Genomic DNA, 24,412 nt, shown 5'->3' with positions numbered 1-24,412 from the left:
GGTCATTCAGTCATGTCCACTCGATGGATTGGGAGTTCACTGAAGACGCCGCGTTTCTGGCGCTCTGCGATGCGTTTCGCGAGAGCGGCGAAAGCTCGGCGATCGAGTTCCTGGCCAATGGAGAGGGAGCCTTTCATTTCCAGGACCTAGCCCAGAACGCTGCTGGCGAAGGCCTTGATCTGAGCGAGTCCAATGCCCTGGAATCGTTTCAGCAAGAGGTGATCGACACTATGGAGAAGCTCTGCCAGGAATGAGCCCGGCAGAGGCTGTGTCTCGGTCAGCAGGAGATCATCCGTAGAAGAAAGAGATCTCCTTGTCCTTCAGACCGTCCCATCCGGCCTCCTGGAGCCTCTGATTGAGCGTTTCCTGGTCGAAATGCTTGGCTCCGGTCTTGACCACCCGGTTGCGCATCGATTTCAGAACACCGCTGCGAGTGCGCTGACTTTCCAGATCCATCACCTGGTTGTAGAGAGCGAGCATCGCTTCAGGGATTGGACTTCCATCGAGATCGACACCCGCTTTGATGGCGGCATCGACTCCATCCGGTCCGGCAATGGCCATGGTGAGCAGAAACAGGGCGCCTAAGGCTATGGGACGCTCCTCAGGGCTTAGGCGCTGAAGTAACGCGCCTGGGAGTGGAGAGCCACCAGTGCTGTGGTGCTTTGCTCCGGTTCGAGCTGGTCGCTCGCATCCATGCTGAGACCGATACGGTCGGCGCCGAGCCATTCCAGCTGCTGCCTGGAATCAGCCACGTTGGGGCAGGCGGGGTAGCCGAAGGAGTAACGACTACCGCGATAACGCTGTGCCAGCACATCCCGCAGTGCCATGCCATCAGGATCAGCGAAGCCAAGTTCGGCGCGAATGCGTGCGTGCACCCATTCAGCCATCGCTTCGGCCATCTGCACCGCAAGGCCGTGGAAATACAGGTAGTCGCTGTAACGATCGCCCTTGAACAACTCCTGAGCCACAACGGAGGCCTTCTGCCCCATGGTCACGGCCTGCATCGGCAGAACGTCCGTAGGGCGTCCATCAGAGTCCAGATCGTTGAAGAAATCGGCAATGCAGTAGCGGTTGCCAGACCGCTGACGGGGAAGTTCGAAACGTCCGAGTTCCCGCTTGCCATCGGTATCGAACACCCGAAGGCTGTTGCCATCGCGTCCGGCAGGGAAGTAGCCGTACACCGCCCGGGGGGTCAGCAGTGACTCGTCGATACAACGCTGCAACCACTCCTGCAGCACGGGCTCTGCCTTCTCCGCGAGCATCGCCTCGTAATCGTCCCGGCTCTGTTCCTTGGTTTTGCGGAGCATCCACTGGCCAGCGAAGAGAGCATTGCGGTCCAGGTAGTGGAAGACCTCAGCGATGTCGATGTCGACCTCGGTGATCACAGCAGAACCGAGGAAGGGAGGCACTGGTGCGGTTTCAGAAGGGACGGCGTCAGAACGATCCGAGCTCACCGGCGGCAGATCCGCTGCTGGAGCATCCGTTGGAGAAGCGGAGGACTCCTCAGCGGTCTCGGAGGTTGTCGACTCTTCATCCAGGCCGACGCCTTGGGGGGCATCAGCCAGAAAGCCCTTGGTGTTGCTCCAGTTGTCGCTCCGCTTCGCGTCCATCAACGCATCCATGAAGCGCAAATCAGCGAAGGCATCACGGCCGTAGATCACCTTGCCGTCATAAACCTCGCGGCAGTCCTTATTCACGAAGCGCGGCGTCAGGGCCGCACCGCCGAGGATCACAGGAACATCAATGCCCGCATCGTTGAAGGCCTGGAGGTTGTCCTTCATGAAAGCCGTGGATTTCACCAGCAGACCGCTCATGGCGATGCAATCGGCCTGATGCTCACGCTGGGCCTCAACGATCGCGTCACAGCTCTGCTTGATGCCGAGGTTGATCACCTCAAAGCCGTTGTTGGTAAGGATGATGTCCACCAGGTTCTTGCCGATGTCGTGGACATCACCCTTCACCGTGGCGATCAGGAACTTGCCCTTGCTCGTGCTCTGACCCTCGCCTTTTTCCATGTGCGGCTCGAGGTGAGCCACGGCGGATTTCATCGTCTCGGCGCTTTGCAGCACGAAGGGGAGCTGCATCTGGCCGCTGCCGAACAATTCACCCACCACCTTCATGCCATCGAGCAGGAAAGTGTTGATGATCTGCAGAGGGGGATAGGTCTGCAGCGCCTCGTCCAGGGAGGGCTCAAGGCCGATGCGCTCACCATCAATGATGTGCTGCTTGAGCCGTTCCTCAATCGGCAGATCGGCCAGTGAGGGGCCTGAAGCACGGGCTTCCTTGGTGCTGACTCCCTCGAACAGCTTGGTGAGTTCAGTCAGCGGGTCGTAAACGCAGATGCCGTCCTCGAAACGGCGGTTGTCATTGATCAAATCCCGACACACCTTCTGGTGGTCATCGCTGATCTTGATCAACGGAAGAATCTTGGCGGGGCTGACGATGGCCGAGTCCATGCCGGCCTCACAGCAATCGTGGAGGAAGACCGAATTGAGGGTGATCCGGGCCGCCGGTGACAAGCCGAAACTCACATTGCTGACCCCGAGCACCACGTGCACACCAGGGAGGTTCTCCCGGATCATCCGAATGGCATCCACGGTGGCGCGACCATTCAGACGGTCTTCCTCGATGCCAGTGGAGATGGGAAGTGCCAGGGGGTCATAAAAGATCTCGTGGGCCGGGATCCCGAACTCCAGGGCATCGCGATAGGCCCGCTGGGCGATGGCGAACTTCTTCTCGGCCGTTCTGGCCATACCGTCTTCGTCGATCGTGCCGACCACCACAGCGGCGCCATAGCGGCGGGCAAGCTCCAAAACCTTGAAGAAGCGCTCGTCACCGTCTTCGTAGTTGGTGGAGTTGAGGATGCACTTGCCCCCTGCCACCTTCAGGCCCGCCTCCATCTTCTGCCACTCGGTGGAGTCGAGCATCAGGGGCAGGTTGACGTTGGTGACCAGACGGCTCACCAAGTCGTGCATATCCCGTTCGCCATCGCGACCGACGTAGTCGACGTTGACATCGAGCACGTGAGCATTTTCCTTCACCTGGCCACGGGCCACCGACACCAGCCCGTCCCAGTCTTCCTCTGCCAACAGTTCGCGGACCTTGCGGCTGCCGCTGGCATTGAGCCGCTCACCAATGATCAGGAAAGAGTTGTCCTGGTGATAAGGCGTGACGCCATAGATCGATGACGCGGCGGGCTCGTAATTGAGGCTGGGGCGCACATCTTCCGCGCTGGCGAGATCCCAGCGGGAGGGGCGCTGTGCAGGCTTGAGCTCCTGCGCCAGTTCCGCCAGGCTGCCGATGTGGGCCGGAGTGGTGCCGCAGCAACCACCGATCACCTGCACGCCGAGGTCTTCAACGAAGTGCATCAGCTGCATCTTCAGCTCCACCGGCGTAAGGCGGTAATGGGCCACACCGCCAACGTTTTCTGGCAGACCTGCATTGGGAATGCAGCTGACAGTGAAGGGGGAATGCTCGGAGAGATAGCGAATGTGCTCCTTCATCTGCTCCGGACCGGTGGCGCAGTTCAGGCCAAGAATGTCGATCGGGAACGGCTCAAGGATCGACACCACGGCAGCGATGTCCGTGCCAACAAGCATGGTGCCTGTGGTTTCCATCGTCACCGACACCATCAGGGCCCGCCGCTCACCAGTGGCGGCAAAGGCTTCTTCGATGCCCTGGAGAGCTGCCTTGATCTGCAGCACGTCCTGACAGGTTTCGACGATGAACAGGTCGACGTTGCCGGCGATCAGTCCCTCAGCCTGCTCGCGGAACGAGTCCCGCATGGTGTCGAAATCGATGTGGCCGAGGGTGGGCAGCTTGGTGGTGGGTCCCATGGACCCCGCCACGAAGCGGGGCTTCTCAGGGGTGCTGAATTCATCAGCAATCTCCCGTGCCAGCTCGGCTGCCCGCTTGTTCAGCTCGAAGGCCTTGTCCTCCAGGCCGTACTCCGCCAGGACGATTGATGCAGCCCCGAAGGTGTCGGTCTCGATGACATCGCAGCCCACCTCGAGGAACTGGCGATGCACAGCCTTAACCGCATCCGGTTTGGTGACCGCAAGGTTCTCGTTGCAGCCCTCCAGGTCAGGACCACCGAAATCATCAGCGGTCAGCCCCAGACCCTGAAGACTGGTGCCTGTGGCGCCGTCGAACACCAACACAGGGCGCTGCGGCCCATGCAGGTACTTGAGGAATGCAGAGGTGGTGGCTTGCCGATCTGCCTGCGTCACCACCATCCATTCACCCCAGGAGAAGCACCGATCTTAAGAAAAGCTCAGGACGAACTTCAGGCTGTTCCTTCAGGAGATCGGAATTCGAGTCACCCAGTGCTCATAGGCGGGGTCTCGCCCTTCAGTGATCCCCACGAGCTTGGCCTTCAGCGCATCCATCACAGGGCGCTTGGCATTCAGCACCGTGGATTCGATCTGACGGATCGGCGTCACCTTGGCGGCCGTGCCGGAAAGGAATACTTCATCGGCGATGAACAATTCGGTTTTGTCGACCGGACGTTCAATCACAGGGATATCCATCGCTTTGGCCAGCTCAATCACGCTGGCGCGGGTGATGCCCTCGAGGATGTCTTGATCAACTCCAGGCGTGATCAGCTGGCCATCACGCACCAGGAACAGGTTCATGCCACTGGCTTCACTGATCTTGCCGCGACTGTTTAACAGCAGTGCTTCGTCGAAACCGCTCTGAACGGCTTCCGTCTTGGCCAGCGAACTGGTGATGTAGGCGCCAGAGATCTTGCCGCGTAGCGGCAGGGAACGGTCCTCCTGGCGGGTCCAGCTGCTGATTCGGCAGCTCACCCCCTCCGGGGACAAGTAATCCCCCAAGGGGAGGCCGTAAATCAGGAAATCGGTCTCAATGTTGTGCAGGCGCGGGGCAATGCCCAGATCGCTGGTGTAAACGAAGGGCCGCAGATAGATCGGCTGGTCAGGCTTGTTGGCCTGCAGCATCGCGGTGAGGGCTGAGAGGATCGTCTCCTCACTGAGATCCGTGAGCAGCAACCTGGCGCTCTGGCTGAGACGTCGGGCATGACGATCAGCGCGGAACAACAGCATGGTGTTGCTGTTCTCGGGATCGGGTATGGCACGCATGCCGCCGAAGGCACCGGTGCCGTAGTGCAACGCATGGGTGGCAATGGAGATCCTGGCCTCCTCGAAGGGAACGCACTGGCCCTGGAACCAGGCATAGGGCAGGAACTGATGCATCACCGTGATGGATCCGACCGCTGAATCTTCTCACCACCGGTCACCACAAACACGGAGAATGAGGTCATGCATCGCCTTGCCACCTGTCCGGGTCTAGACCCACCGGAAGATGTGGTGCTCGTCGAGCAGCCGGTTGCGGACGTGCTGTTCCTCACCAGCGCTGGCACGGACATCAGCTGCCTCGACGCGAGCCTGGCGAGCAACCCGGCCTGGAACGATCGGATCCGGGCATTGCCCCTGAGCTGCCTTGACCACCCAGCCCAGCTGGACCACTACCTCAACACCACCGCCCAAGCGGCGAGGTTGATTGTGGTGCGCCTGCTTGGCAGCCGTGGGCACTGGAGCTATGGCCTGGAGCAACTGCAGCGCTGGTGCGGCGAAGCGACGCAGCGGCAACTGATCGTGCTTGCCGGAACCGCCGATCAGAGCAACGAGCTACATGGTTTGGGATCCTGCAGCCCCGAACTGGCGGATCAGCTGTCGGCACTGCTGCGGGAAGGCGGCATCGACAACATGGGGCAGTGCTTGAAGGCCCTCGAGGCCCTGCTGGAGGGCACCCCCCCATCACCCGACAGCGTCGCGGTGGTGCCTTGCCCCGATCCGATGCCCTGGGATTGGCGCGATGAACCGGGGGCCGCGGTTGGCGTGGTGCTCTATCGAGCTCAGTTTCAGGCCGGAGATCTGGCCCTGGCGGATGAACTCACGGCCGCACTTCGGCAACAGGGACTGCGACCCTGCCTGCTCTGGGTCAGCAGCTTGAGAGACCCGGCAGTACAGGCCGGAGTTCATGACCTGTTGGAACAGCAAAACGCTGAGCTCGTGATCGCGGGCACGTCCTTTGCCTCAGTGCAGGCCGAACAGGCCGGATTGGGCAGCCCCCTCTGGGATCGGCTGGATCGACCGGTGTTGCAACTGCTCAGCAGCAGCCGCAGCCGTGCCCAGTGGCTGGAGAGCAGCCAGGGGCTCAATCCGATGGACCTGTCCTTGCAAGTGGTGATGCCGGAGCTGGATGCCCGGATCACCACGCGGCCCTGCGGTTTTCGTGAGCACCGGCAGACGAGCGGACCTCTGGCCACGGCTATTCCTTGTCTGCAGCCGGATCAACGGGGGCTGGCATGGCTGGTCGAGCACTGCCTGCACTGGGTGGAGTTGCGCCAGACCCCATGCACCGAGCGGCGCATCGCCATGGTGTTAGCCAACTATCCCGTGCGCGATGGCCGTGTAGCCAATGGTGTTGGCCTCGATACACCGGACAGCACGGCGCGGATGCTCCGATGGCTGGCGGACGCAGGCCATGACCTGGGCACGGAGGCCTTGCCGGATACCGGCGATGGCTTGATGCAACAGCTGTTGTCCGGTCGCACCAATGCACCGGAGGGACAGCACCGACCACCACTGGATCATCTGCCCCTCACCACCTATCAGCAGTGGTGGCGAACTGTTCCGGAGCAGGCTCGATGCTTGATCGAATCCCGATGGGGACCTCCAGAGACCGCCTGCGATCTGGATCCAAACCAGGGGTTTGCCATTCACGGCCTGCGCTTCGGTCATGTGGTGGTGCTGATCCAGCCGGATCGTGGCTATGACGCCGACCAGATCGCCGATCTCCACTCACCGGATCTGCCGCCACCGCACCGGTATCTGGCCCAGTACCTCTGGCTGCGCAGCGTGCATCAAACCCAGGTGATGCTGCATGTGGGCAAGCACGGCAGTGCGGAATGGCTGCCGGGCAAGTCAGTGGGGTTAAGCGATGCCTGCGGCCCCGGGCTGGCCCTCGGCCCCATCCCACATCTCTACCCCTTCATCGTCAACGACCCCGGCGAAGGGTCCCAGGCCAAGCGTCGCGGTCACGCCGTGGTGCTGGACCATCTCACGCCGCCCTTGGGTCGTGCTGGGTTGCACGGACCACTGCAACGGTTGGAGGGACTGCTCGACGAACTGGTGGAGGTACGACAGCTGGGGGGGCAGCGAGCCCAGGTGCTGGAACAGTCGGTGCATGCCAGCTTGCTGTCCCTCAACTGGCCAGGAATCCCCAGCGAAGAGGACATTCGCCGGCAACCGGAGCTGCTGGAGAGCTGTCTGGATCAGGCGGAGACCTATCTCTGCGAGCTGAAGGAATCGCAGATCCGCACGGGCCTACATCGGTTCGGTGTTGCGCCATCGGCAAAAGCCGCCGATGAACTGCTTGTTGCCCTGGCCCGTCCCCCCAGACAGGGACAGCCTGGCTTGCTGCAAGCCATGGCCCTGCAGGCAGGTCTGGGCTTCGACCCCTGGCAACAGGACGAAGGCGACAAGCTCTCGGAGACGGACCAGACCCACCTGAGGGTGCTGGGCGGCTCGGACTGCCGTCGTGTTGGGGATGGTTGTGCGTGGCTTGAGCAGCAGGCTCAGCTGTTGATCCGTCAGGTCGTCCATGGGGAACAGTGCGACGGGCTGGCGGAACCCTTCCGGACCTGGAACCCGGAGGATCCCTGCCTGCTGAACCTGCGCAACGACCTCTGGCCCCGCTTGAGCGGTTGTGCCGCAGCCGAAAAAGCGGCGTTCCTTCGGGGCATTCAGGGTCAGCGCATTGCTGCTGGACCGTCAGGAGCTCCGAGTCGTGGCCGTCCCGATGTGCTGCCCACAGGCCGGAACTTTTATTCCGTCGATCTTCGGGGCTTGCCCACGGAAGCCGCTTGGGACCTGGGGCGACGCTCAGCAGAACAGCTATTGGATCTGCATCTGCTGGAGCAGGGGGAGCCGCTGCGCCATTTGGCGCTTTCGGTGTGGGGAACGGCCACGATGCGCAATGGCGGAGAAGACATCGCCCAGCTGCTGGCCCTGATTGGTGTTCGACCGGTCTGGGACGGTCCCACCCGAAGGCTGGTGGACCTGGAGGTGATTCCAGCCCGCTTGCTGGGGCGACCACGGGTGGATGTGGTGCTGCGTATCTCCGGACTGTTTCGCGATGCATTTCCCCAATTGGTGGGCTGGGTGCATCAGGCCCAGTCGATGATTGCGGCCCTCGATGAACCGGATGAACTCAACCCCCTAGCCGAGCTCACCCGTCAAGGAGGACCACAGGGCCGCATCTATGGATCCGCCCCCGGTGCCTATGGAGCCGGTCTGCAGGCTCTGATCGACAGTGGTGCCTGGGAATCCCGAGCAGACCTGGGCCAAGCCTTCCTCAGCTGGAGCCAGTGGTCATACGACGGTGGCGCCGCCCCCAGCCTCGATCGTTCCGGCCTGGAGCGGGCCTTGGGCAGAGTGCAGGTGGTGCTCCACAACCAGGACAATCGCGAGCACGATCTGCTTGATTCCGACGACTACTACCAGTTCCAGGGTGGCCTTAGTGCCGCGGTGGAGGAGGTGTCAGGAGTCCGTCCGCAGCTTTGGTTCGGGGACCATTCCCGCTCCGAGCGGCCTCGCCTGCATCGGCTCGAGAAGGAACTGGACAAGGTGATGCGCAGCAGGATGCTCAACCCCCGCTGGATCGAGGGAATGATGCGACACGGCTACAAGGGGGCCTTCGAGATGGGGGCCAGCCTTGATTACCTGTTTGCCTACGACGCCGCCACCGATCGCGTTCCCGATTGGTGCTATGGCGCGCTGTGTGATGAGTGGCTGAGTCAGTCGCGGATTCTCGACTTCCTAAAGGCAAGCAATCCCTGGGTGCTGAGGGACATGGCCGAACGACTGCTGGAGGCCTCGAATCGAGGCCTTTGGGCTTCAGCAACTGATGAGCAGCTGCTGCACCTGCAAACGCTGGTGAACAGCAGCGAAGCCCAAATTGAACGCGGAAGCCCTATTTGTTGAGGTCGCGAACCATCTGACGGAAGGGATCGATCGATCCAGGCTTCGAGGAAGGCGCAGCGGAACCAGCCTTAGCCACCGGTTGTTCCTGTGCCTTGAGCTCTTCCTTGCGTCCAACGGGAGCAGCATCTGCTGGAGCGGGTGTATTCACACCGGTGATGGCCGTGCCCTTGAGGCGCTTGCTCATCTCCTCCGTACTCACCTGCTCGGCGAAGGTTTTCTTCACCGGTGTAGGGATGCCCGCATTGAGGCTGATTGATTCTTCCTTTTTGACAACACCACCGAGGCCTTCGCTGCGCTTTTCAAGCTTCCCGGTTTCAGCGGCCACCTCCATGATCTGCTCCTTGGTGCCGGGGCTGTCGACCGTGCCGGGGAAGGTGCGACGAATCGTCTTCGACTCCCGCATGTAGTCCACGTCACCCAGTGAGGATGAGGAATCGGCATCGAGGAAGAACTCGGCCGGCTTGTCCTTCGCTGGCTTGCGCGGCTGAATCGTGGAGTCGGACTCTGCGGAATCCTTTTTCAGCAGACGATCCAAGAAGCCCATGTCGACCGGAACTGAGATGGGATGAACTTAGCGGCCGCAAAGGTCAATTCCATGGGTATCGGTGCCACACGTACGCAAAAGGCCAAGGTTGCTCAGCTGTCGATCGATGGATTCGCAGATCAACGGACTGGCAGACCAGGTTGGTTGCATGTCGTAGTCGTACCAGGCTTCACCGCCATCGAAACCGAGACGAGCCGCCTCATCGATCAACAGGTCATGACCCAGGCGATAACGGGCGGGATGGGCCAACACCGCCAATCCACCGGCGTCATGGATGGCCTTGACCACCGCCTCAGCCCTTAGCGGTTCACCGACAACGGCATCACCACGGTTGTAAGGCTGAAGCGCAGGGTGGTTCAGCTCGAAGCCAAGGGCGAGCACATGAACCAGGCAACCCTTCAGCAGTGCACTGATTTCCATGCCGCTCCAGACCGTGGGGAGCACCGCACCGGTGCCGCGCTGCTGCTTCAGCCAGGCTTGGATTTCCTGATGGGCTTGGCTGCTGTGGTGATCCGTCACCGCAAGATGCTGGAGCCCCCGCTCGGTGGCCTGCTGAATCAGAGCCAGCGGTTCGAGGCTGCCGTCGCTGCAGACGGTATGGCAGTGAAAGTTGTGCGTGGTGGGGCAGCTCGACGGTCCCACCTGGTCGAGAACAGCCTTGAGCGGATGGGTCATCTCAGCCCTCATCTCAAGCTTTAGCGGAGGCTTCGGCCCGCAGTCGGCGCCAACGGGCATAGAACTGAATCGACGCCGCCATGAACACCACCAGGGCGACGATGAACCAGCTCGCTGCGCTGGTGGGGAACTGTGTTTTGAACACCACCAGCATCACCACGATCACCAGCAGCAACGTGGGCAGCTCATTGAGGGCGCGGAGCTGCTTGCCCGACCAGGCACAGGTGCCGGCGTGGAGTTGGCCCATCAGCCGGTAACAAAACACGTGATAGGCCAGCAAAGCCGCCACGAAGGCGAGCTTGGCGTGCATCCAGCCCTGCTGAAGCCAGGAGGGCTGGGCCAGCAGCAACCCGATGGCCATCGACACCGCCACCGCCATACCGGGCGTGGTGATGATGTTGGCGAGACGTTTCTCCATCAAGGTGTATTGATCGCGAAACGGCTGCTGCAATTCCGGCGCCAGTTCCTCGGTTTCAACGTGGTAGATGAACAGGCGCACCAGGTAGAAGAGGCCTGCAAACCACACCACAACTCCAACGATGTGCAGGGTCTTGAACCAGAGGTAGGCCTCAGGCGAAAACGTCATCAACACAACTGCTCTGGAGCGACCTTACGCAGGGTTCAGGTGAGAGCGTCAAGAAAATCGCTGGCCCGGCGTTGATGGGCCGCCAGAACATCGGAAGCCATGCGATCCAGATTCCGGGCCATCATCGCCAGGCGGTATTGGCGCCGGAAGAAGTCTTGATGGCAATGGATGAAACTCCAGAACAAGCCATCCCAGGTGTCACACCACTCGCCTTTGCGGTAGTCCGACATCTTGCGAACGTAGTTCGACCCGGAGAGATAAGGCTTGGTGGTGAAGATGCCACCATCGGCAAACTGACTCATGCCATAGACGTTGGGCACCATCACCCAGTCGTAGGCATCCACAAACAGCTCCATAAACCAGCAGTAAATCCGGGTTGGATGGAATCCGCAGAGGAGCATCACGTTGCCCAGGAGCATCAGACGTTCGATGTGATGGCAATAACCGGTCTCTAGGGCATGGCGGATGGCGTCATCAATCGGAGGCAGTCCCGTGGAAGCGGTGTAAAAAGCTGAAGGGATCGGTCGGTCTTCAAAGCCCCAAAAATTGCCGTTACGCATCTCGACACCATGGCGCCGGTACATCGCGGCCATGAACTCTCGCCACCCGACGATCTGACGTAGAAATCCCTCCAATGAATTGAGGGGGACATCACCGGCCTCAGCCCGTTCCAGCGTTCGATCCAGCACCTGCTGCGGCGTGAGCAAACCGATGTTGAGCATTGGCGTGAGCACGCTGTGCCACATCACCTGGTGCTGGGTGCTGATCGCATCTTCGTAAGCCCCGAACTGGCGCAGCCGCTGATCGAGGAATTGATCCAACCAACGGGCTGCATCGCCATGGGTGACGGGGTAATGGAAGCCGTCCCAGCTGCCGATGCCGGCCACCCCCTCCTCAATCAGCTGCTGCCGAGCGGTGTTGACGATGGCGATCGAGCTGCTCGAACGTTCGGCGGGGAGCTCAGGGACAAGGATTCCCTTGGGAAGCTTCTTGCGGTTGTCGGCATCGAAACTCCAGCGGCCGCCGACAGGGCCACCATCCGGATCGATCAGCAGATCCAGTCGCTTGCGCTGCATCTCGTAGAAGCGACCCATCAGGGGCTTCTTGCCGGAGCCAAAATGGTCATCGATGACGGCCTCTGGGGTGAGCAGCATCGGGGTGGGGACGACCTCCAGACCGCAGTCATGGCGTGATGCGAAGGCGGAGATCCGTTGGGTCAGAACATCGTCCACCGGATCCGCGAGATGAAAGGAGCGGTAGCCCTGATCGAGCAGACCCCCGAGGATCACAGCGGTGCTGGCCGCCTGGCCCTGCAGGATCCGCAGCACAGAGAAGCCCTTGGCCTGAAGCATCTCTGCATAGGCATTCATCGAGGCCCGATGCAGAAGCAGGCGCTGCCGATGCACCTGGATCGGCCAGCGGGGATCGGAACCAAACAGCAGCGGATCCTCGATCAGGGCCACGGCTCGCCCCGGCTGGATCGCGGGATGGTTCTCAAACAGCTGATGGGGAAAAACGAGACTGAGATCCACCGTCAGCTGTCCTCCCCAGCAAGGCGGCAGGCACGACGGCCCAGGGCGGTGGCATAGGCGCGATCCACGGGTCCTGCCATGGGGCTCAGCTGGCCGGCCCGGCAATTCATCACCACTTTTTCTCGATGGCCCTGCTGATCGTTGAGCCGCAGCACCAACTGCCAGTGGTTCTTGGCACTGCGGGTGATGCCATCGGCACACACGGGCCCCGTGCACAGGCCGGGGGACGCCCAGACCGGAGTGGCGAGCAGAAGCACTCCAGCCAGAGCCATGCAGAGATGACGGATCATGCGGAGAGTTCCTGAGGCTGCCCTTCTAAAGCAGCCATGGCATCAGCGTCGGTGCCGTCCTCCGACGGGTGGAAGAAATCGTGGATGTCGCGGGCCAGCGCCGGGCCGACACCAGGAGCCTTGGACAGGGTCTCAAGCGATGCCAGCTGGATGGCATCAATCGAATGGAAGTGAGCCAATAGATCCTTGACCCGCTTGGGACCGACCCCAGGGATGTCCGACAGGCGTGAACGCTTCATCCGCTCACCACGCTGCTGGCGGTGGAAGCTGACGGCGAAACGGTGGGCTTCGTCCCGCAAGCGGCGGAGAAGCACAACCCCGAGCTGATCCGGTTCACTCTCCAGCGGCTGGCTTTCGCCGGGGAGAAACACCTCTTCGCGCTGCTTGGCGAGGGAGCAGACGTTGAGATCCTCGTGCAGATCCAGCTCCCGCAGGGCCTCCATCACGGCTGAGAGCTGGCCTTTACCGCCGTCAATCATCACCACATCGGGCCAGTCGTTGAGGCCATCGGTCTGCAAGGCGCTGCCGCCTTTGTGACGCAGGGCACCCACATCCACCCCCTCCGCCTTGGCCCGAGCCCAGCGGCGAAAACGGCGGCGCATGATCTCTGCCATCGCCATGAAGTCGTCGCTGTGACCAGCGCGGATGCTGCTGCTGCGGATCTTGTACTTGCGGTAGTGCTGCTTAGCGGGCAATCCGTCGATGAACACCACCTGGGAGGCCACGGCATCGCTGCCCTGGATGTGACTGATGTCGTACCCCTCGATCCGCCGGGGCGGGGTCGGCAACTCCAGCAGTTGCGCCAGATCCTCCGTGGCCAACGACTGCTTCTCCTGGCCTTGCTTGGCGCGGAGCAACTCAAACTCCGCATTGCGCTGAACCAGTTCGATCAGGTCGGCCTTCTGCTGGCGCTGGGGGCAGTGGATCTGCACCCGACGCTCCCGCTGTTCCGAGAGCCAGTCCTCCATCAGTTTCTGCTGGGGCAGAGCGTGCTGCACCAACAGCTCGGGGGGAACCTCAACGGAATCCACCTGGCTGTAGTGCTCTTCAATCACCCGTTGCAGGATCAGTCCAGGTTCCAGGCCTGAGGCGTCGGCGGTGTAGCCGAGACGTCCCACCAACTTCCCGGCGCGCATTTGAAACAGCTGAACGGCCGCCAACCGTTCATCAAAGGCAAGGGCCAGCACATCCCGACTCACGGAGGAATCCGGCAGGCTCATCTTCTGGTCGGCGGTGAGCTGATCCAGCCCCTGAAGTTGATCCCGGACCCGGGCCGCCGACTCGTAGTCCATCCGCTCGGCGTACCGCTCCATCTGCTCCTGAAGCAGCTGCTGCAGTTCATCACTGCGGCCTTGAAAGACCATCGCCACCTTGCGCAGGGTGCGGTGATAGTCCTCTGAGCTGATTTTTTCCTGGCAGACCCCCGGACAGCGGCCAATGCTGTAGTTGAGGCAGGTCCGGTCGGGATACATCGGACGTGGTCGTTGGCGCAGCGGAAACACCCGCTTCACCAGGAACAGGGTGCGGCGCAGCAGGCCGACATCGACATAGGGCCCGTAAAAGCGATCAAGGGGACTGCGGAAGCGGCGGCGACGGGTGATGAAAATCCGTGGGTAGGCCTCACTCCAGGTGATGCAGAGGTACGGATATTTCTTGTCGTCCTTCAGCAACACGTTGAAATGCGGCTGATGGTTCTTGATCAGGTTCGACTCGAGCACGAGGGCCTCCGCCTCGCTGTCGGTGACGATGAACTCGATCTCACAGACTTGGCGCGTCATCAGCCGGATCCGTGGTGACAGATCGTGGCGGCTGCGGAAATAGCTGCGCACGCGACTACGCAACGCCTTCGACTTGCCGACGTAGAGGATCCGGTCGTCGCCGTCTCGCATCAGATAGCAACCCGGCTCAGCGGGGATCTCCTTGAGGCGGCGTTCGAGACGCTCGGGCTGCGTCAGCAGCGGTGCACCGGAGGCGGCATCCACCAGGCCAGCTCAGCCGCCGTAATTCCAGCCGGTGCTGGCCAGGTTCAGGGCCTCGCCATCGGCAATCAGACGCGCCGTTTTGACTTCGCCGACAAAGACGGTGTGGTCACCGTGCTTGATCGAACCCACGAGCTCGCACTCCACACCACCGACGGCATCGGTGAGAAGGGGAAGGCCAAGCTCACCTTCTTCGAAGGGTGCCGCTTCAAAGCGACCACCGAGCGCCTTCTGGGGCTTGAAAAACACCGCCGCCAGGTCCTTTTGATCGGCCCGCAGCACATTGAGGGAAAACTTGCCGGTGGCCTCGATGATGGCGTGGCTGCTGCTGTCTGCCCGAACGCCCATCACAACCAACGGTGGTTCGAACGATCCCTGGGTCACCCAGCTGGCGGTGAAACCGTTGACCTCATCGCCGTTGCGCACGCCGCAGATGAAGAGACCGTGGGGGATCTTGCGAAGCAGGACCTTCTTGGCGTCAGCGTCGAGGCTCATGGCACGAATGCGTTGGTTGAAATCTAAACAGCGATCCACTGCATAGGATCCGCCCATCGCTGATTCCCGATGCGGGCGCTCTACCCCGGCAGTTTCGACCCTCTCACCAACGGTCATATGGACCTGATCGAGCGGGCGGTGAGCCTGTTTGGCGAGGTGGTCGTTGCGGTGCTCAGCAATCCGAGCAAACGGCCTGCATTCAGTGTCGAGGAACGGATCGAACAGATCCGCACGGCGACGCGCCATCTCTCCGGAGTTGAGGTGATCAGTTTCGATGGCCTCACGGTGAACTGTGCCGTCACCCATCGCGCCGACCTGATCCTGAGGGGCTTGCGAGCGATGAGTGACTTTGAATACGAACTGCAGATCGCCCACACCAATCGCTCGTTAGCGGACGATCTGGAGACGGTGTTCATGGCCACCACGGCACGCCACAGCTTTCTCAGCAGCTCCGTGGTGAAGGAAGTGGCCCGCTTTGGCGGATCAATCGACCACATGGTCCCTCCAGAGGTGGCGAAGGACCTCAACAGGCTCTTTAATTCGGCTTTCCACGCCAGCTGAGATGAACGACGTCCGGTTCTCCGTTCTCGATCAACTCGATCAGTTGGAGGAAGTTGTGCTGGAGGGCAGTCGGATGCCCTTCACCGGCGGACGTCTGGTCAACGAAACCGATGCCGTTGAACTACTGGATGCCGTCCGCGAGGAATTGCCCAAGGAGCTGGAGCGGGCGGTCAAATTGCTGGACCGCCGCGACGAGTTCATCAACACCGCCCGCAGGAACGCCGAAGAGATCGTTGAGCAGGCCCAGCGTCAGCGCGAGCAGCTGGTGAACAACGCCGCTATTCGCCAGGAAGCGGAACGGCAAGTGAATGAGATGCGTGAGCAGGCCCGCCAGCAGTGTGAGCAGCTCCTGCAGAAAACGCGGGAGCAGGGGGCGAAGTTGGAACAGGAGATGCAAAGCAAGCTGGCCCAGTTGGAGCAGCAGTTCGCCTCACGCCGCCAGCAGCTGGAGCAGGAAGGCCTGGAGCGTCGCCAACAACTGGATCAGGAGGCGATTGAGCTGAAGCGTCAACACGCTGAGCGACTCGAAGCCAGCCGCCAACAGGCCCAACAGCAAATCCAAAAGATCGAGGCCAACGCGGCGGAACTCAAGCGCCAACACGCTGAGCAACATGAAGCCAACCGGCAGCATGCACTGCAGGATCTGGAGACGATTCGCCGTGAAGCCTTGAGGCTTCAGAAGGAAGCCCGGGACGAGGCCGAGCGGATTCACAGCGATGCGCTGCAGTTCCGCCAGCAGACCCAACAGCAATGCGAGTCTCTGATCCAACGCAGCCGCCAGGAGGCCGCCGGAGTTCAGGACGGCGCCAACCGTTACGCCGAACAGACGCTGGGTGAGCTGGAAGTGCGCCTCAAGGAAATGGCCCAGGTGGTGATGGCCGGCCGTCAGGAGCTCTCCAAGATTCAGACGATCCGCTCAGCGACCCCTTCCGCCAACGCTGCCGACGACGCCAAAACAGTGCCGTTCAGTCGGGCCCACCGGGCAGCGTCCCGGCTGCGGTCCATGCGGGGCAACGGCTAATCCGCTGGCTGGCCAGCAGGATCTGGCCCATCACGGAGTTGGGTGCGTAGGACCCGTTAGCAATCATGCTCACGTAACGCGGTCCATCGGCGGTCTCAAGAATGCCCGAGATCGAACGAACACCACTGAGGGTGCCGGTTTTGCCCCAGAAGCGACCCTGAAGCGAGCTGCCGCGGAAATAGTTGCGCAGCGTTCCCCTCTGGCCAGCAATCGCCATCGAGGCCTGGTAGTAGGCCGCCAGGGGGTGTTGCGCCATGCGCCAAAGCAGCACGGACAATGAACGGCTGGTGAGACGGTTGCCCCGTGAAAGTCCACTGCCATCCCGCAGCCGAAGTCCCGTCATCGGGACCCCCTGGGCTTGCAACCAGCGGGTGGTGGCGACGGATGCACGATTCACATCCCACACATCGGCCGCCTCCCGCATCAGCACCTCAGCGGTGAAGTTATGGCTCTCCGTGTTGGCCAAGCTGAGCAAGGCGTGCATGGGCGCAGAATCCTCGCTGTACAACACCACACTCGCTCCCCTACTCCGCGCAAGGGTCGCTTCCCGAGTCTGCTGATCAACCATCTGAAGATGGATCTGACCTCCCTGCTGGCGGACTGTGGAGTTGAGGATGCGCTGCAGCCGTGCCGCTGGATCCATCACCGCCATGTGCAGAGCATTGCTGGTGAGGGCGAGACGGGTGATCGGTGCGCCATAGGCGTAGGACCGATCTGCAGGATCCCAATCGGCTGGCCACCAGCGCTGACGCGGTTCTTCCCGAACCATCAGCTGAACAGGTGTTGCGGCGAGGCTGGTGGTGCTGCGGGAGCCCCCCTGGCCGAGAGCCACCATGGCGAACTTCTGGATCTCGGCAATGCTGAGGTCGGGATCGCCTTCCCCCACGATCTCCAGTGATCCATCGGGGTGACGCAACAGCTGCGTCTTCAAACGGAAGTCGGGACCGAGGCGATCCAGGGCAAAGGCCGTGCTGACCAGTTTCTGATTCGATGCAGGAATCCGGGGGACCCCCCCGTTCAGATCAGCCAGCAGCTGTCCCCGTTGATCGAGAACGCTGACGCTCCAGAGCCGCTCTTCCGTCCCCACCGCTGATGCCAAGGCCGTCTGCAGAGCAGGGCAAAGCGCACCGCCGCTGAGCATGGCCTGGCCCTGACGCTGGACCACAGGAGGTGGTGCCAACAGTGGAGGCGCGGCCCTGAGGGGCAACTGGGGCGCCAGCACCAGCAGGGAGACCAGGGCAGAGCGAATCACAGAGGCATGACTCCACTTACAACACCGTTCAAGCGGTAAAGGCGTCCTTCCAGCTCAACGGGAACTCCCACCTTGAGCTTGGTGCCACCGATCACAACGCCGGAGGGTTTGATCTCAGCTTGGGCCTCCATCACAAAACGGGCATGCCGGGGCAGGTCTGTGCTGGGGGCATCCGCGATCACCACCGAGCCATCGGGCTGCACCGCCGTCAGAGGGTTGGTGAGGTCAACCACCGACACCAGGGTCACCCGACCTGCCGGTTGATTGCGGATCACGATGTTGAGGGCCGCTTCCTCCCGGGCTGAATTCAACAGCTGCTCAGGATCAGCGCTGTAGAGGCGATGCACATCAACGCTGACCTGCACAGGCTTAACGGCACCCGTGGCCTTGGCGACTGCATTGGAGAGCTTGGGGGACCAGATCACCCCAACCAGCGCTGCCAGAGCAACGACTCCGGCCACGGCATCGATGGGTGAAAGGGATCGCAGCCTGGGGAGCACTATCGATACGGAGCCTGGGCTCGAACCTTATAGAGAGTCTGAGCCTGGATCAAGCCAGGCGCGGCTCAATTGCGCAGACCATCAAGGAAGCGGTCGACACCGGAAAGCTGTTGCTTGATGCTGTCAGGATCTTCACCGGCCAGAAGCGCAGCTGTGGTATCCGGATCCGGACGTTCGGGAAGCACCTCAAGTTGCCTGTAACCATCGGGATCCTGGCGATAGAGACGCCAGTCATCGGGGAAGCAGCGCATCAGTGCTCCTCCCTCCAGGGGCTGAAGCCAATAGGCCTGCTGCCAGCTGGCCACGAAACCCTTACGGCGCTCGCGGGCCACGCTCCCGATGCCAACGGCGGCATCTTCAAGACGACCATTCAGCATCAAAACCACTCCAGCGTGGTTCTCACACAACGCCTGGAACTCCTCGTAATCGGCAGGGGACGGGTTCACCGCAAGCAGCAGGCGGGTGTCGGGAGAGTCGCTCTCCGCACGTTTGAGCTGATTGAAATCGAAGATCACCTCCTTGAGGTCTTCCGCATCACGCCTGGCCAGGGCGGCAGCACCGGCATCGGGCCAAACCATCAACAGCTGCTGACCGGCGGCGATCAGCGCGCGGGCCAGACGCACCGCCACCGGGAGCAGGCGAAGGCCCTCAAAGCGCAGGCTTGCGGCCCAGCGTTGACCGTCGCCGGATCCAACGGCCGCCAGGGCGGCTTGCAGCATGGCCTCCTCGGCCGCGAGCAGATCCGCGGGTAGATCGAGACAAGGAGCGTTGGATTGAGTCATCGCCAAAGCATGTCAGGGAAATGCCTCCAGCACGGATGCAAAACGGCCGGGAACGGCGTCGAGATCCTGGTCCGATAGCCAGGGGCCAAGGGTCAGCCGCAGGCCCGACTGGCGTGCAGGCCCGGGAATTCCCATGGCCGTGAGCACAACACTGTCAGCACTGCTGCCACTGCTGCAGGCACTGCCACTGCTGCAGGCCACTCCCGCCGCTGCGAGCCGTCGCACGAGATCGCGTCCTTGTAGGGGCTGACCATCGGCGGAGTTTGCTAGCAGCGCGATGTGATGAGGCAGACGCTGATCGAGTGGAGGGCCGCAGAGCTGAAGCTGGGGCAGATCGAGTAAGCGTTCGAGCAGTTGATCCCGTTGACGACGGATCTGCGGCGAGCAGCCGGGGGGGACGGGTTGGCTGACGGGGTCAAAGCTGGGGAGGGCCATCAGGGCTTCGGCCATGCCGCTGACCAAAGCAACGGGTTCGGTGCCGGAGCGCAGGCCGTGTTCCTGGCCGCCACCGCCCTGGAGGGGCGAAAGCGCCACACCAGGGCCACGAATCAGCAGACCCACACCCCGGGGACCACGGAACTTGTGGGCCGAGAGGGTCAGCAGATCAACCCCAAGCCGCTCGAAAGAGAAGCAACCCTGCGGCACCAGTTGCGTGGCATCGCTGTGGATCACGATGTCGCGCTGGCGGCAGGCCCTTGCAATCTTGCTCACTGGTTGCAACGCACCCACCTCGCCCTGGGCTGCGATCAGGGAGACCAGCCGGGTTGGAGCGGACAACAGCCGATCGAGCTGATCGAGCCGCACAACGCCCTGGCCATCAACGGGCCATTCAGCGATGGTCCAGCCCAACGCTTCGAGTTGGTGTGCCGCAGCGACCACCGCCGGATGCTCCACCGCAGAGATCACCAACCGGCCAGGGACAAGACCGGTGGCACTGCCGAGCAGGGCGAGGTGAACGGATTCCGTCGCCCCTGAAGTGACGATCAACTGATCAGGAGTGACAGCAAAGCGCTCGGCAATGCGCCAGCGAGCCCGCTCGAGGGCTTCCGCAGCTGCCAACCCTGCCCCATGGAGGCTGCTGGGGTTCGCCCAGGCTGTCTGCTGGAGCTGCTGCATCGCCGCGATCACCGTCGGCAGGGGCGGTGTCGTGGCAGCAGCATCCAGATAGAGCTCAGGGCGTTCCACGCTCAAACCGCGCCTTGGTGCGCTGCTCCAGGGACTCACTGGCGAGATTGAGCATCGAGTCGAGGGAGGTGCTGCTGAGGAAGGCCTGCACCTTTTGCTGCGCCTCATCGCGGAGACAGCGGTCGGGGCGTTGACACTGGTCAGCGCAATCCTTTGCGCAATCGAAGTCGGCTGCGGCCGTCTCCGCAGGTGAAGCGGCAGTGGCTTCGCTGATCGACGCCGTCAAGGAACCTGCCGGCACCAAATCGGGTGTCAGCACCCCGTCAAACACCGATTCAGCGGGTCCAGTCATCAGCACGGAACCGGTGCGATCGCGCCACTCAATCATTAACGGACCACCGGGCAGAAGCACCTCGGCGCAGTCATCGGCGAGGTCCAACAACACCGCCGCCACCAAGGTGGCGCAGGCACCGGTGCCACAGGCCAGGGTCGGGCCTGCGCCCCGTTCCCAGACCCGGATCTCCAGCCGCTCACGGCTGTGCACCTGGAGGAAATGAACGTTGGTCTTGGCCGGGAAGGCCGGATGCACTTCCAGAGCAGCACCCCAGGCATCAAAGGGAATGCTGGCGAGGTCGTCGACGGGCACCACCACATGAGGATTGCCCATGCCAACGGCCGCCACCTTCAGCTGCTCGCCCTCCAGAAGCAACACCCCCTGCGGCAGACCCTCTTCGGGCATCAGGGTTGTGGGGATGCCCTCGGAGGTGAGGAAGGGCGGGCCCATGTCCACCCGCAACTGGCCATCGGCCATCAGTTCAGGCCGGATCATTCCCGCCAGGGTTTCGATGTCCCAACGGCGGCCGGGGCCATCACCGTCGGTGTCGGCGAGGTAGCGGGCCAGGCAGCGAATGCCGTTGCCACACATTTCGGCCTCACTGCCATCGGCATTGAGAATCCGCATCCGCAGTTCTCCCTCCGCCTGAGGGGGCAGCGCCAGGATCAGGCCATCGCCGCCCACGCCGAAGCGCCGATCACAGATGCGCCTCACCCAGGCGGGATCGGGATTACTGATGGCATCTGGCAGTTGTCCCTGCCGGCCTTCAACGATCAGGAAGTCGTTGCCAAGTCCCTGATATTTGCTGAACTGCAGCATACGTGGCCGGTATCGCCCCCGAATCCTATGGAGACATCTCCACTCGATCCAAGCCTTCCGGGGGTTCGGTTGCTGCAGAGCTGGATCCGTGAACAGCTTCCCCTCAGCATTGCGGTGGTGGGAGAAGGGACCATCGAGGGCCGTCTGATCTGGCAGGACCCTGAATTTCTGGCCATCGAACGTGCGGGCAGCAGCCGGCCCGTGTTGATCAACCGTCGTCAGATCAGCGTGATCCGCTCCCTCGGCTGAACACCAGGCATGTGGCACGATCGCAACCTTGCCGAGCGCTGGTTCCGTGAACGCTGACAACCCTGCCGTCGACGCCAGTGCCCAGAGCGGTCGTTATGACCCCGCTGCGCTCGAGCAGCGCTGGCAGGAGAGCTGGAAGGCGGATGGGGTGGACAGCACCGAAGAAAGCAGTGAGAAGCCTTGCTTCTTTGCTCTGTCGATGTTCCCGTACCCCTCGGGAAGCCTGCACATGGGCCATGTGCGCAACTACGTGATCACCGATGTGATCGCCCGGGTTCAACGAATGCGGGGCCATGCCGTTCTTCATCCGATGGGCTGGGATGCCTTCGGACTCCCCGCGGAAAACGCGGCGATCGAACGCAATGTTGATCCCGGCGAGTGGACCGACCGCAACATCGATCAGATGCGGGCGCAGCTGGATCGGCTTGGCTTGTCGATCGACTGGAGCCGCGAGCAGGCGACCTGCCACAGCGACTACTACCGCTGGACCCAGTGGCTTTTCCTGGAACTCCTTGAAGGGGGGCTGGCCTATCGCAAGAACGCCACCGTCAACTGGGATCCCATTGACCAGACCGTGCTGGCCAATGAACAGGTGGACGGTGACGGCCGCTCCTGGCGTTCCGGCGCCCTGGTGGAACAACGCCAGCTGAACCAATGGTTCCTGCGCATCACCGACTACGCCGAACCGTTGCTTAACGACCTGGATGCCCTCAAGGGCTGGCCGGAACGGGTGCGCACCATGCAGGCCAACTGGATCGGCCGCTCCGAAGGCGCGGAAATCAGCTTCACCGTTGATGGTGCAGAGGATCAGACGATCACCGTGTTCACCACCCGTCCCGACACGCTCGCTGGAGCGAGCTATGTGGTGCTGGCACCGGAAAACGAGCTGGTCGACAGCCTCACCAGCGCTGAACAAAAAGACACGGTGGAGGCCTTCCGCAAGGAGGTGGCTCGACTCAGCACGATCGAACGGACCAGTGATGACCGGCCCAAACGGGGGGTGCCCATCGGCAGTCACGTGATCAACCCCCTGACGGGAGCGGTGCTGCCGGTGTGGATCGCCGACTATGTGCTGGCCGAGTACGGCACCGGCGCCGTGATGGGCGTTCCGGCCCACGACCAGCGCGACATTGCTTTTGCCCAGTCGAATGGACTTCCGATCCAGCAGGTGATTGACGCCGAGGGAGCTGCTGAAGCCATCGCTGCAGGCCAGGCCTGGACGGATGCCGGAACACTGATCAACTCAGGTGCTTTCGATGGCACCGCCTCCACCGAGGCCAAGGGCGCCATCACCGGCCACGGCGCCGAGCAGGGTTGGGCCCGCAGCAAGGTCACCTATCGCCTGCGCGATTGGCTGATCTCGCGCCAGCGCTACTGGGGCTGCCCGATTCCCATCATCCACTGCGATGACTGCGGTGCTGTACCTGTGCCGCGCGAAGAGCTGCCGGTGGAACTGCCTCGGGGCATTGATCTCTCCGGCAAGGGCGGTTCGCCCCTGAGCCAACAGAGCGACTGGGTCAATGTGGCCTGCCCCTGCTGTGGCAAGCCGGCCAAGCGGGAAACCGACACCATGGACACCTTCATGTGTTCCTCCTGGTATTTCCTGCGGTTTGCAGATCCCCACAACACCGAGAAACCCTTCAGCAAGGAAGCGGTAAACCGCTGGTTGCCGGTGAAGCAATACGTGGGCGGCATTGAACACGCGATCCTGCATCTGCTCTATGCGCGCTTCTTCACCAAGGCACTGAAGGATCGCGGTCTGATCGACATCAACGAACCGTTTGAAAGGCTCCTCACCCAGGGCATGGTGCAGGGCATCACCTACCGCAATGCGACCACCGGCAAGTACATCGCTCCAGCGGATGTGGCAGATCCGGAGGATCCTCGCGACCCCAACACCGGCGACAAGCTCGAAGTGTTGTTCGAGAAGATGTCGAAATCGAAGTACAACGGCGTCGACCCCGCGGCGGTGATTGATCGCTACGGCGCAGACACGGCCCGGATGTTCATCCTGTTCAAGGCACCGCCGGAGAAGGATCTGGAATGGGATGACGCCGATGTGGAAGGCCAGTTCCGCTTCCTGCAACGGCTCTGGCGCCTTGTTGAGGCGGGTGCTGGCCGCATCGACTCACTCGAGCCGCTGCAACGGCCAGCCGATTTGACCGATGCCGATAGCGGCGTACGCCGGGCGCTACACCTGGCCATCGAAGCCGTCAGCGAGGATCTCAGTGACGAGATTCAGCTGAACACGGCGATCTCCGAGTTGATGAAACTCTCCAATGCCATCAGCTCCACGGGCATCGATGCCCTCAGTGCTCCTGTGCTCCAGGAGGCTCTCTCGGGACTGGTTCGCCTGCTAGCTCCCTTCGCGCCGCATCTGGCAGAGGAGTTCTGGAGCCGTCTGGGGGGAAGCGGCAGCGTGCACCGTGAAAGCTGGCCGGTGCTGGATCCAACGGCTTTGGTGCAAGACAGCGTTGAAGTGGTGATCCAGGTGAAGGGCAAGGTGCGGGGCAAACTGCAGGTTCCGGCCTCCGCCGGCAAGGAGGAGCTGGAACGGCTGGCCCTGGCCAGTGACGTGGCCGAAAAGTGGTTAGAGGGCGCCACCCCCCGGCGGGTGATTGTTGTCCCCGGAAAACTTGTAAACCTGGTGCCCTGATCCC

Annotated in this window: 21 protein-coding genes; 6 read left to right on the top strand and 15 right to left on the bottom strand. The window is 62.1% G+C overall.

Going from position 1 to position 24,412, the window contains the following annotated elements; genetic code table 11:
- Positions 1-23: 23 nt before the first annotated feature.
- Entirely contained in the window at positions 24-254 is a 231-nt protein-coding gene (locus FZZ90_RS00735; RefSeq protein WP_226423883.1) for a hypothetical protein, read from the top strand.
- Between the two features lie 34 nt (positions 255-288).
- Here FZZ90_RS00735 and FZZ90_RS00730 read toward each other — a convergent pair whose 3' ends face one another.
- The 3 genes from FZZ90_RS00730 to FZZ90_RS00720 all read right to left on the bottom strand — a co-directional run bounded on the left by FZZ90_RS00730 (position 289) and on the right by FZZ90_RS00720 (position 5,213).
- A complete protein-coding gene (locus FZZ90_RS00730) occupies positions 289-561 on the bottom strand; it encodes a DUF4090 family protein (RefSeq protein WP_226423882.1) in 273 nt (90 codons plus the stop codon).
- A gap of 47 nt (positions 562-608) precedes the next feature.
- The gene (metH, locus tag FZZ90_RS00725) at positions 609-4,235 is read right to left on the bottom strand and encodes a methionine synthase (RefSeq protein WP_226423881.1); all 3,627 of its coding nucleotides are present in this window, start codon (positions 4,233-4,235) and stop codon (positions 609-611) included.
- Between the two features lie 63 nt (positions 4,236-4,298).
- On the bottom strand, positions 4,299-5,213 hold the full coding sequence (locus tag FZZ90_RS00720) for a branched-chain amino acid transaminase (RefSeq protein ID WP_226423880.1): 915 nt from the start codon (positions 5,211-5,213) through the stop codon (positions 4,299-4,301).
- Positions 5,214-5,279: 66 nt separating this feature from the next.
- On the opposite strand from FZZ90_RS00720, the gene cobN reads away from it, so the two are divergent.
- Positions 5,280-9,008: a cobaltochelatase subunit CobN gene (cobN, locus tag FZZ90_RS00715; RefSeq protein WP_226423879.1), complete on the top strand. Its 3,729-nt coding sequence runs from the start codon at positions 5,280-5,282 to the stop codon at positions 9,006-9,008.
- Here the strand turns inward: cobN and FZZ90_RS00710 are convergent.
- From FZZ90_RS00710 to FZZ90_RS00680, 7 genes are read right to left on the bottom strand one after another with little or no spacing between them, the layout of a single operon-like run.
- Positions 8,998-9,552 (bottom strand): hypothetical protein, encoded by a 555-nt coding sequence (locus FZZ90_RS00710; protein ID WP_226423878.1) that lies wholly within the window; start codon positions 9,550-9,552, stop codon positions 8,998-9,000. The genes cobN and FZZ90_RS00710 overlap by 11 nt on opposite strands.
- A 27-nt stretch (positions 9,553-9,579) precedes the next feature.
- Positions 9,580-10,227, bottom strand: a complete 648-nt coding sequence (locus FZZ90_RS00705) for a PHP domain-containing protein (protein ID WP_226423877.1) — start codon at positions 10,225-10,227, stop codon at positions 9,580-9,582.
- Positions 10,228-10,240: 13 nt separating this feature from the next.
- Positions 10,241-10,813 (bottom strand): protoporphyrinogen oxidase HemJ, encoded by a 573-nt coding sequence (gene hemJ / locus FZZ90_RS00700; RefSeq protein ID WP_226423876.1) that lies wholly within the window; start codon positions 10,811-10,813, stop codon positions 10,241-10,243.
- A 35-nt stretch (positions 10,814-10,848) separates the two neighbouring features.
- Positions 10,849-12,345 carry a cryptochrome/photolyase family protein gene (locus FZZ90_RS00695; protein WP_226423875.1) on the bottom strand — a complete coding sequence of 499 codons (1,497 nt, stop codon included), beginning with the start codon at positions 12,343-12,345 and terminating at the stop codon, positions 10,849-10,851.
- A 2-nt stretch (positions 12,346-12,347) separates the two neighbouring features.
- Positions 12,348-12,635 (bottom strand): hypothetical protein, encoded by a 288-nt coding sequence (locus FZZ90_RS00690; RefSeq protein ID WP_186497814.1) that lies wholly within the window; start codon positions 12,633-12,635, stop codon positions 12,348-12,350.
- The gene (gene uvrC / locus FZZ90_RS00685) at positions 12,632-14,617 is read right to left on the bottom strand and encodes an excinuclease ABC subunit UvrC (protein WP_226423874.1); all 1,986 of its coding nucleotides are present in this window, start codon (positions 14,615-14,617) and stop codon (positions 12,632-12,634) included. Before uvrC ends, FZZ90_RS00690 begins: the two co-directional genes overlap by 4 nt.
- A 9-nt stretch (positions 14,618-14,626) precedes the next feature.
- Positions 14,627-15,109: a flavin reductase family protein gene (locus FZZ90_RS00680; protein ID WP_115009275.1), complete on the bottom strand. Its 483-nt coding sequence runs from the start codon at positions 15,107-15,109 to the stop codon at positions 14,627-14,629.
- A 69-nt stretch (positions 15,110-15,178) separates the two neighbouring features.
- Here FZZ90_RS00680 and coaD point away from each other — a divergent pair, with 69 nt between their 5' ends.
- Positions 15,179-15,670, top strand: a complete 492-nt coding sequence (gene coaD, locus FZZ90_RS00675; protein WP_226423873.1) for a pantetheine-phosphate adenylyltransferase — start codon at positions 15,179-15,181, stop codon at positions 15,668-15,670.
- 1 nt (position 15,671) lies between these two features.
- Complete coding sequence (locus tag FZZ90_RS00670; RefSeq protein WP_226423872.1) at positions 15,672-16,691, top strand: hypothetical protein; 1,020 nt, start codon at positions 15,672-15,674, stop codon at positions 16,689-16,691.
- On the opposite strand, the gene dacB is transcribed toward FZZ90_RS00670, so the two are convergent.
- The 5 genes from dacB to dapF all read right to left on the bottom strand — a co-directional run bounded on the left by dacB (position 16,636) and on the right by dapF (position 21,503).
- Positions 16,636-17,943 carry a D-alanyl-D-alanine carboxypeptidase/D-alanyl-D-alanine-endopeptidase gene (gene dacB / locus FZZ90_RS00665; protein WP_226423871.1) on the bottom strand — a complete coding sequence of 436 codons (1,308 nt, stop codon included), beginning with the start codon at positions 17,941-17,943 and terminating at the stop codon, positions 16,636-16,638. The genes FZZ90_RS00670 and dacB overlap by 56 nt on opposite strands.
- A complete protein-coding gene (locus FZZ90_RS00660; RefSeq protein WP_226423870.1) occupies positions 17,940-18,443 on the bottom strand; it encodes a DUF4330 domain-containing protein in 504 nt (167 codons plus the stop codon). Before FZZ90_RS00660 ends, dacB begins: the two co-directional genes overlap by 4 nt.
- Positions 18,444-18,508: 65 nt before the next feature.
- Positions 18,509-19,225 (bottom strand): DUF1995 family protein, encoded by a 717-nt coding sequence (locus FZZ90_RS00655; RefSeq protein ID WP_226423869.1) that lies wholly within the window; start codon positions 19,223-19,225, stop codon positions 18,509-18,511.
- A gap of 12 nt (positions 19,226-19,237) precedes the next feature.
- Positions 19,238-20,410: an aminotransferase class V-fold PLP-dependent enzyme gene (locus FZZ90_RS00650; RefSeq protein ID WP_226424423.1), complete on the bottom strand. Its 1,173-nt coding sequence runs from the start codon at positions 20,408-20,410 to the stop codon at positions 19,238-19,240.
- Positions 20,397-21,503 (bottom strand): diaminopimelate epimerase, encoded by a 1,107-nt coding sequence (dapF, locus tag FZZ90_RS00645; RefSeq protein ID WP_226423868.1) that lies wholly within the window; start codon positions 21,501-21,503, stop codon positions 20,397-20,399. The genes FZZ90_RS00650 and dapF overlap by 14 nt, the downstream gene beginning before the upstream one ends.
- A gap of 27 nt (positions 21,504-21,530) precedes the next feature.
- Between dapF and FZZ90_RS00640 the strand changes: the two genes are divergently transcribed.
- Both FZZ90_RS00640 and leuS read left to right on the top strand, forming a co-directional pair.
- Positions 21,531-21,752: a hypothetical protein gene (locus FZZ90_RS00640; RefSeq protein WP_226423867.1), complete on the top strand. Its 222-nt coding sequence runs from the start codon at positions 21,531-21,533 to the stop codon at positions 21,750-21,752.
- 28 nt (positions 21,753-21,780) lie between these two features.
- Positions 21,781-24,408, top strand: coding sequence for a leucine--tRNA ligase (gene leuS, locus FZZ90_RS00635; RefSeq protein ID WP_255613435.1), 2,628 nt, complete (start codon positions 21,781-21,783; stop codon positions 24,406-24,408).
- The last annotated feature ends 4 nt before the right edge of the window (positions 24,409-24,412 follow it).

Source organism: Synechococcus sp. MU1617 (genome assembly GCF_020514235.1).
Taxonomy (GTDB): Bacteria; Cyanobacteriota; Cyanobacteriia; order PCC-6307; family Cyanobiaceae; genus Parasynechococcus.
This window is presented reverse-complemented; position numbering and strand designations above follow the sequence as displayed.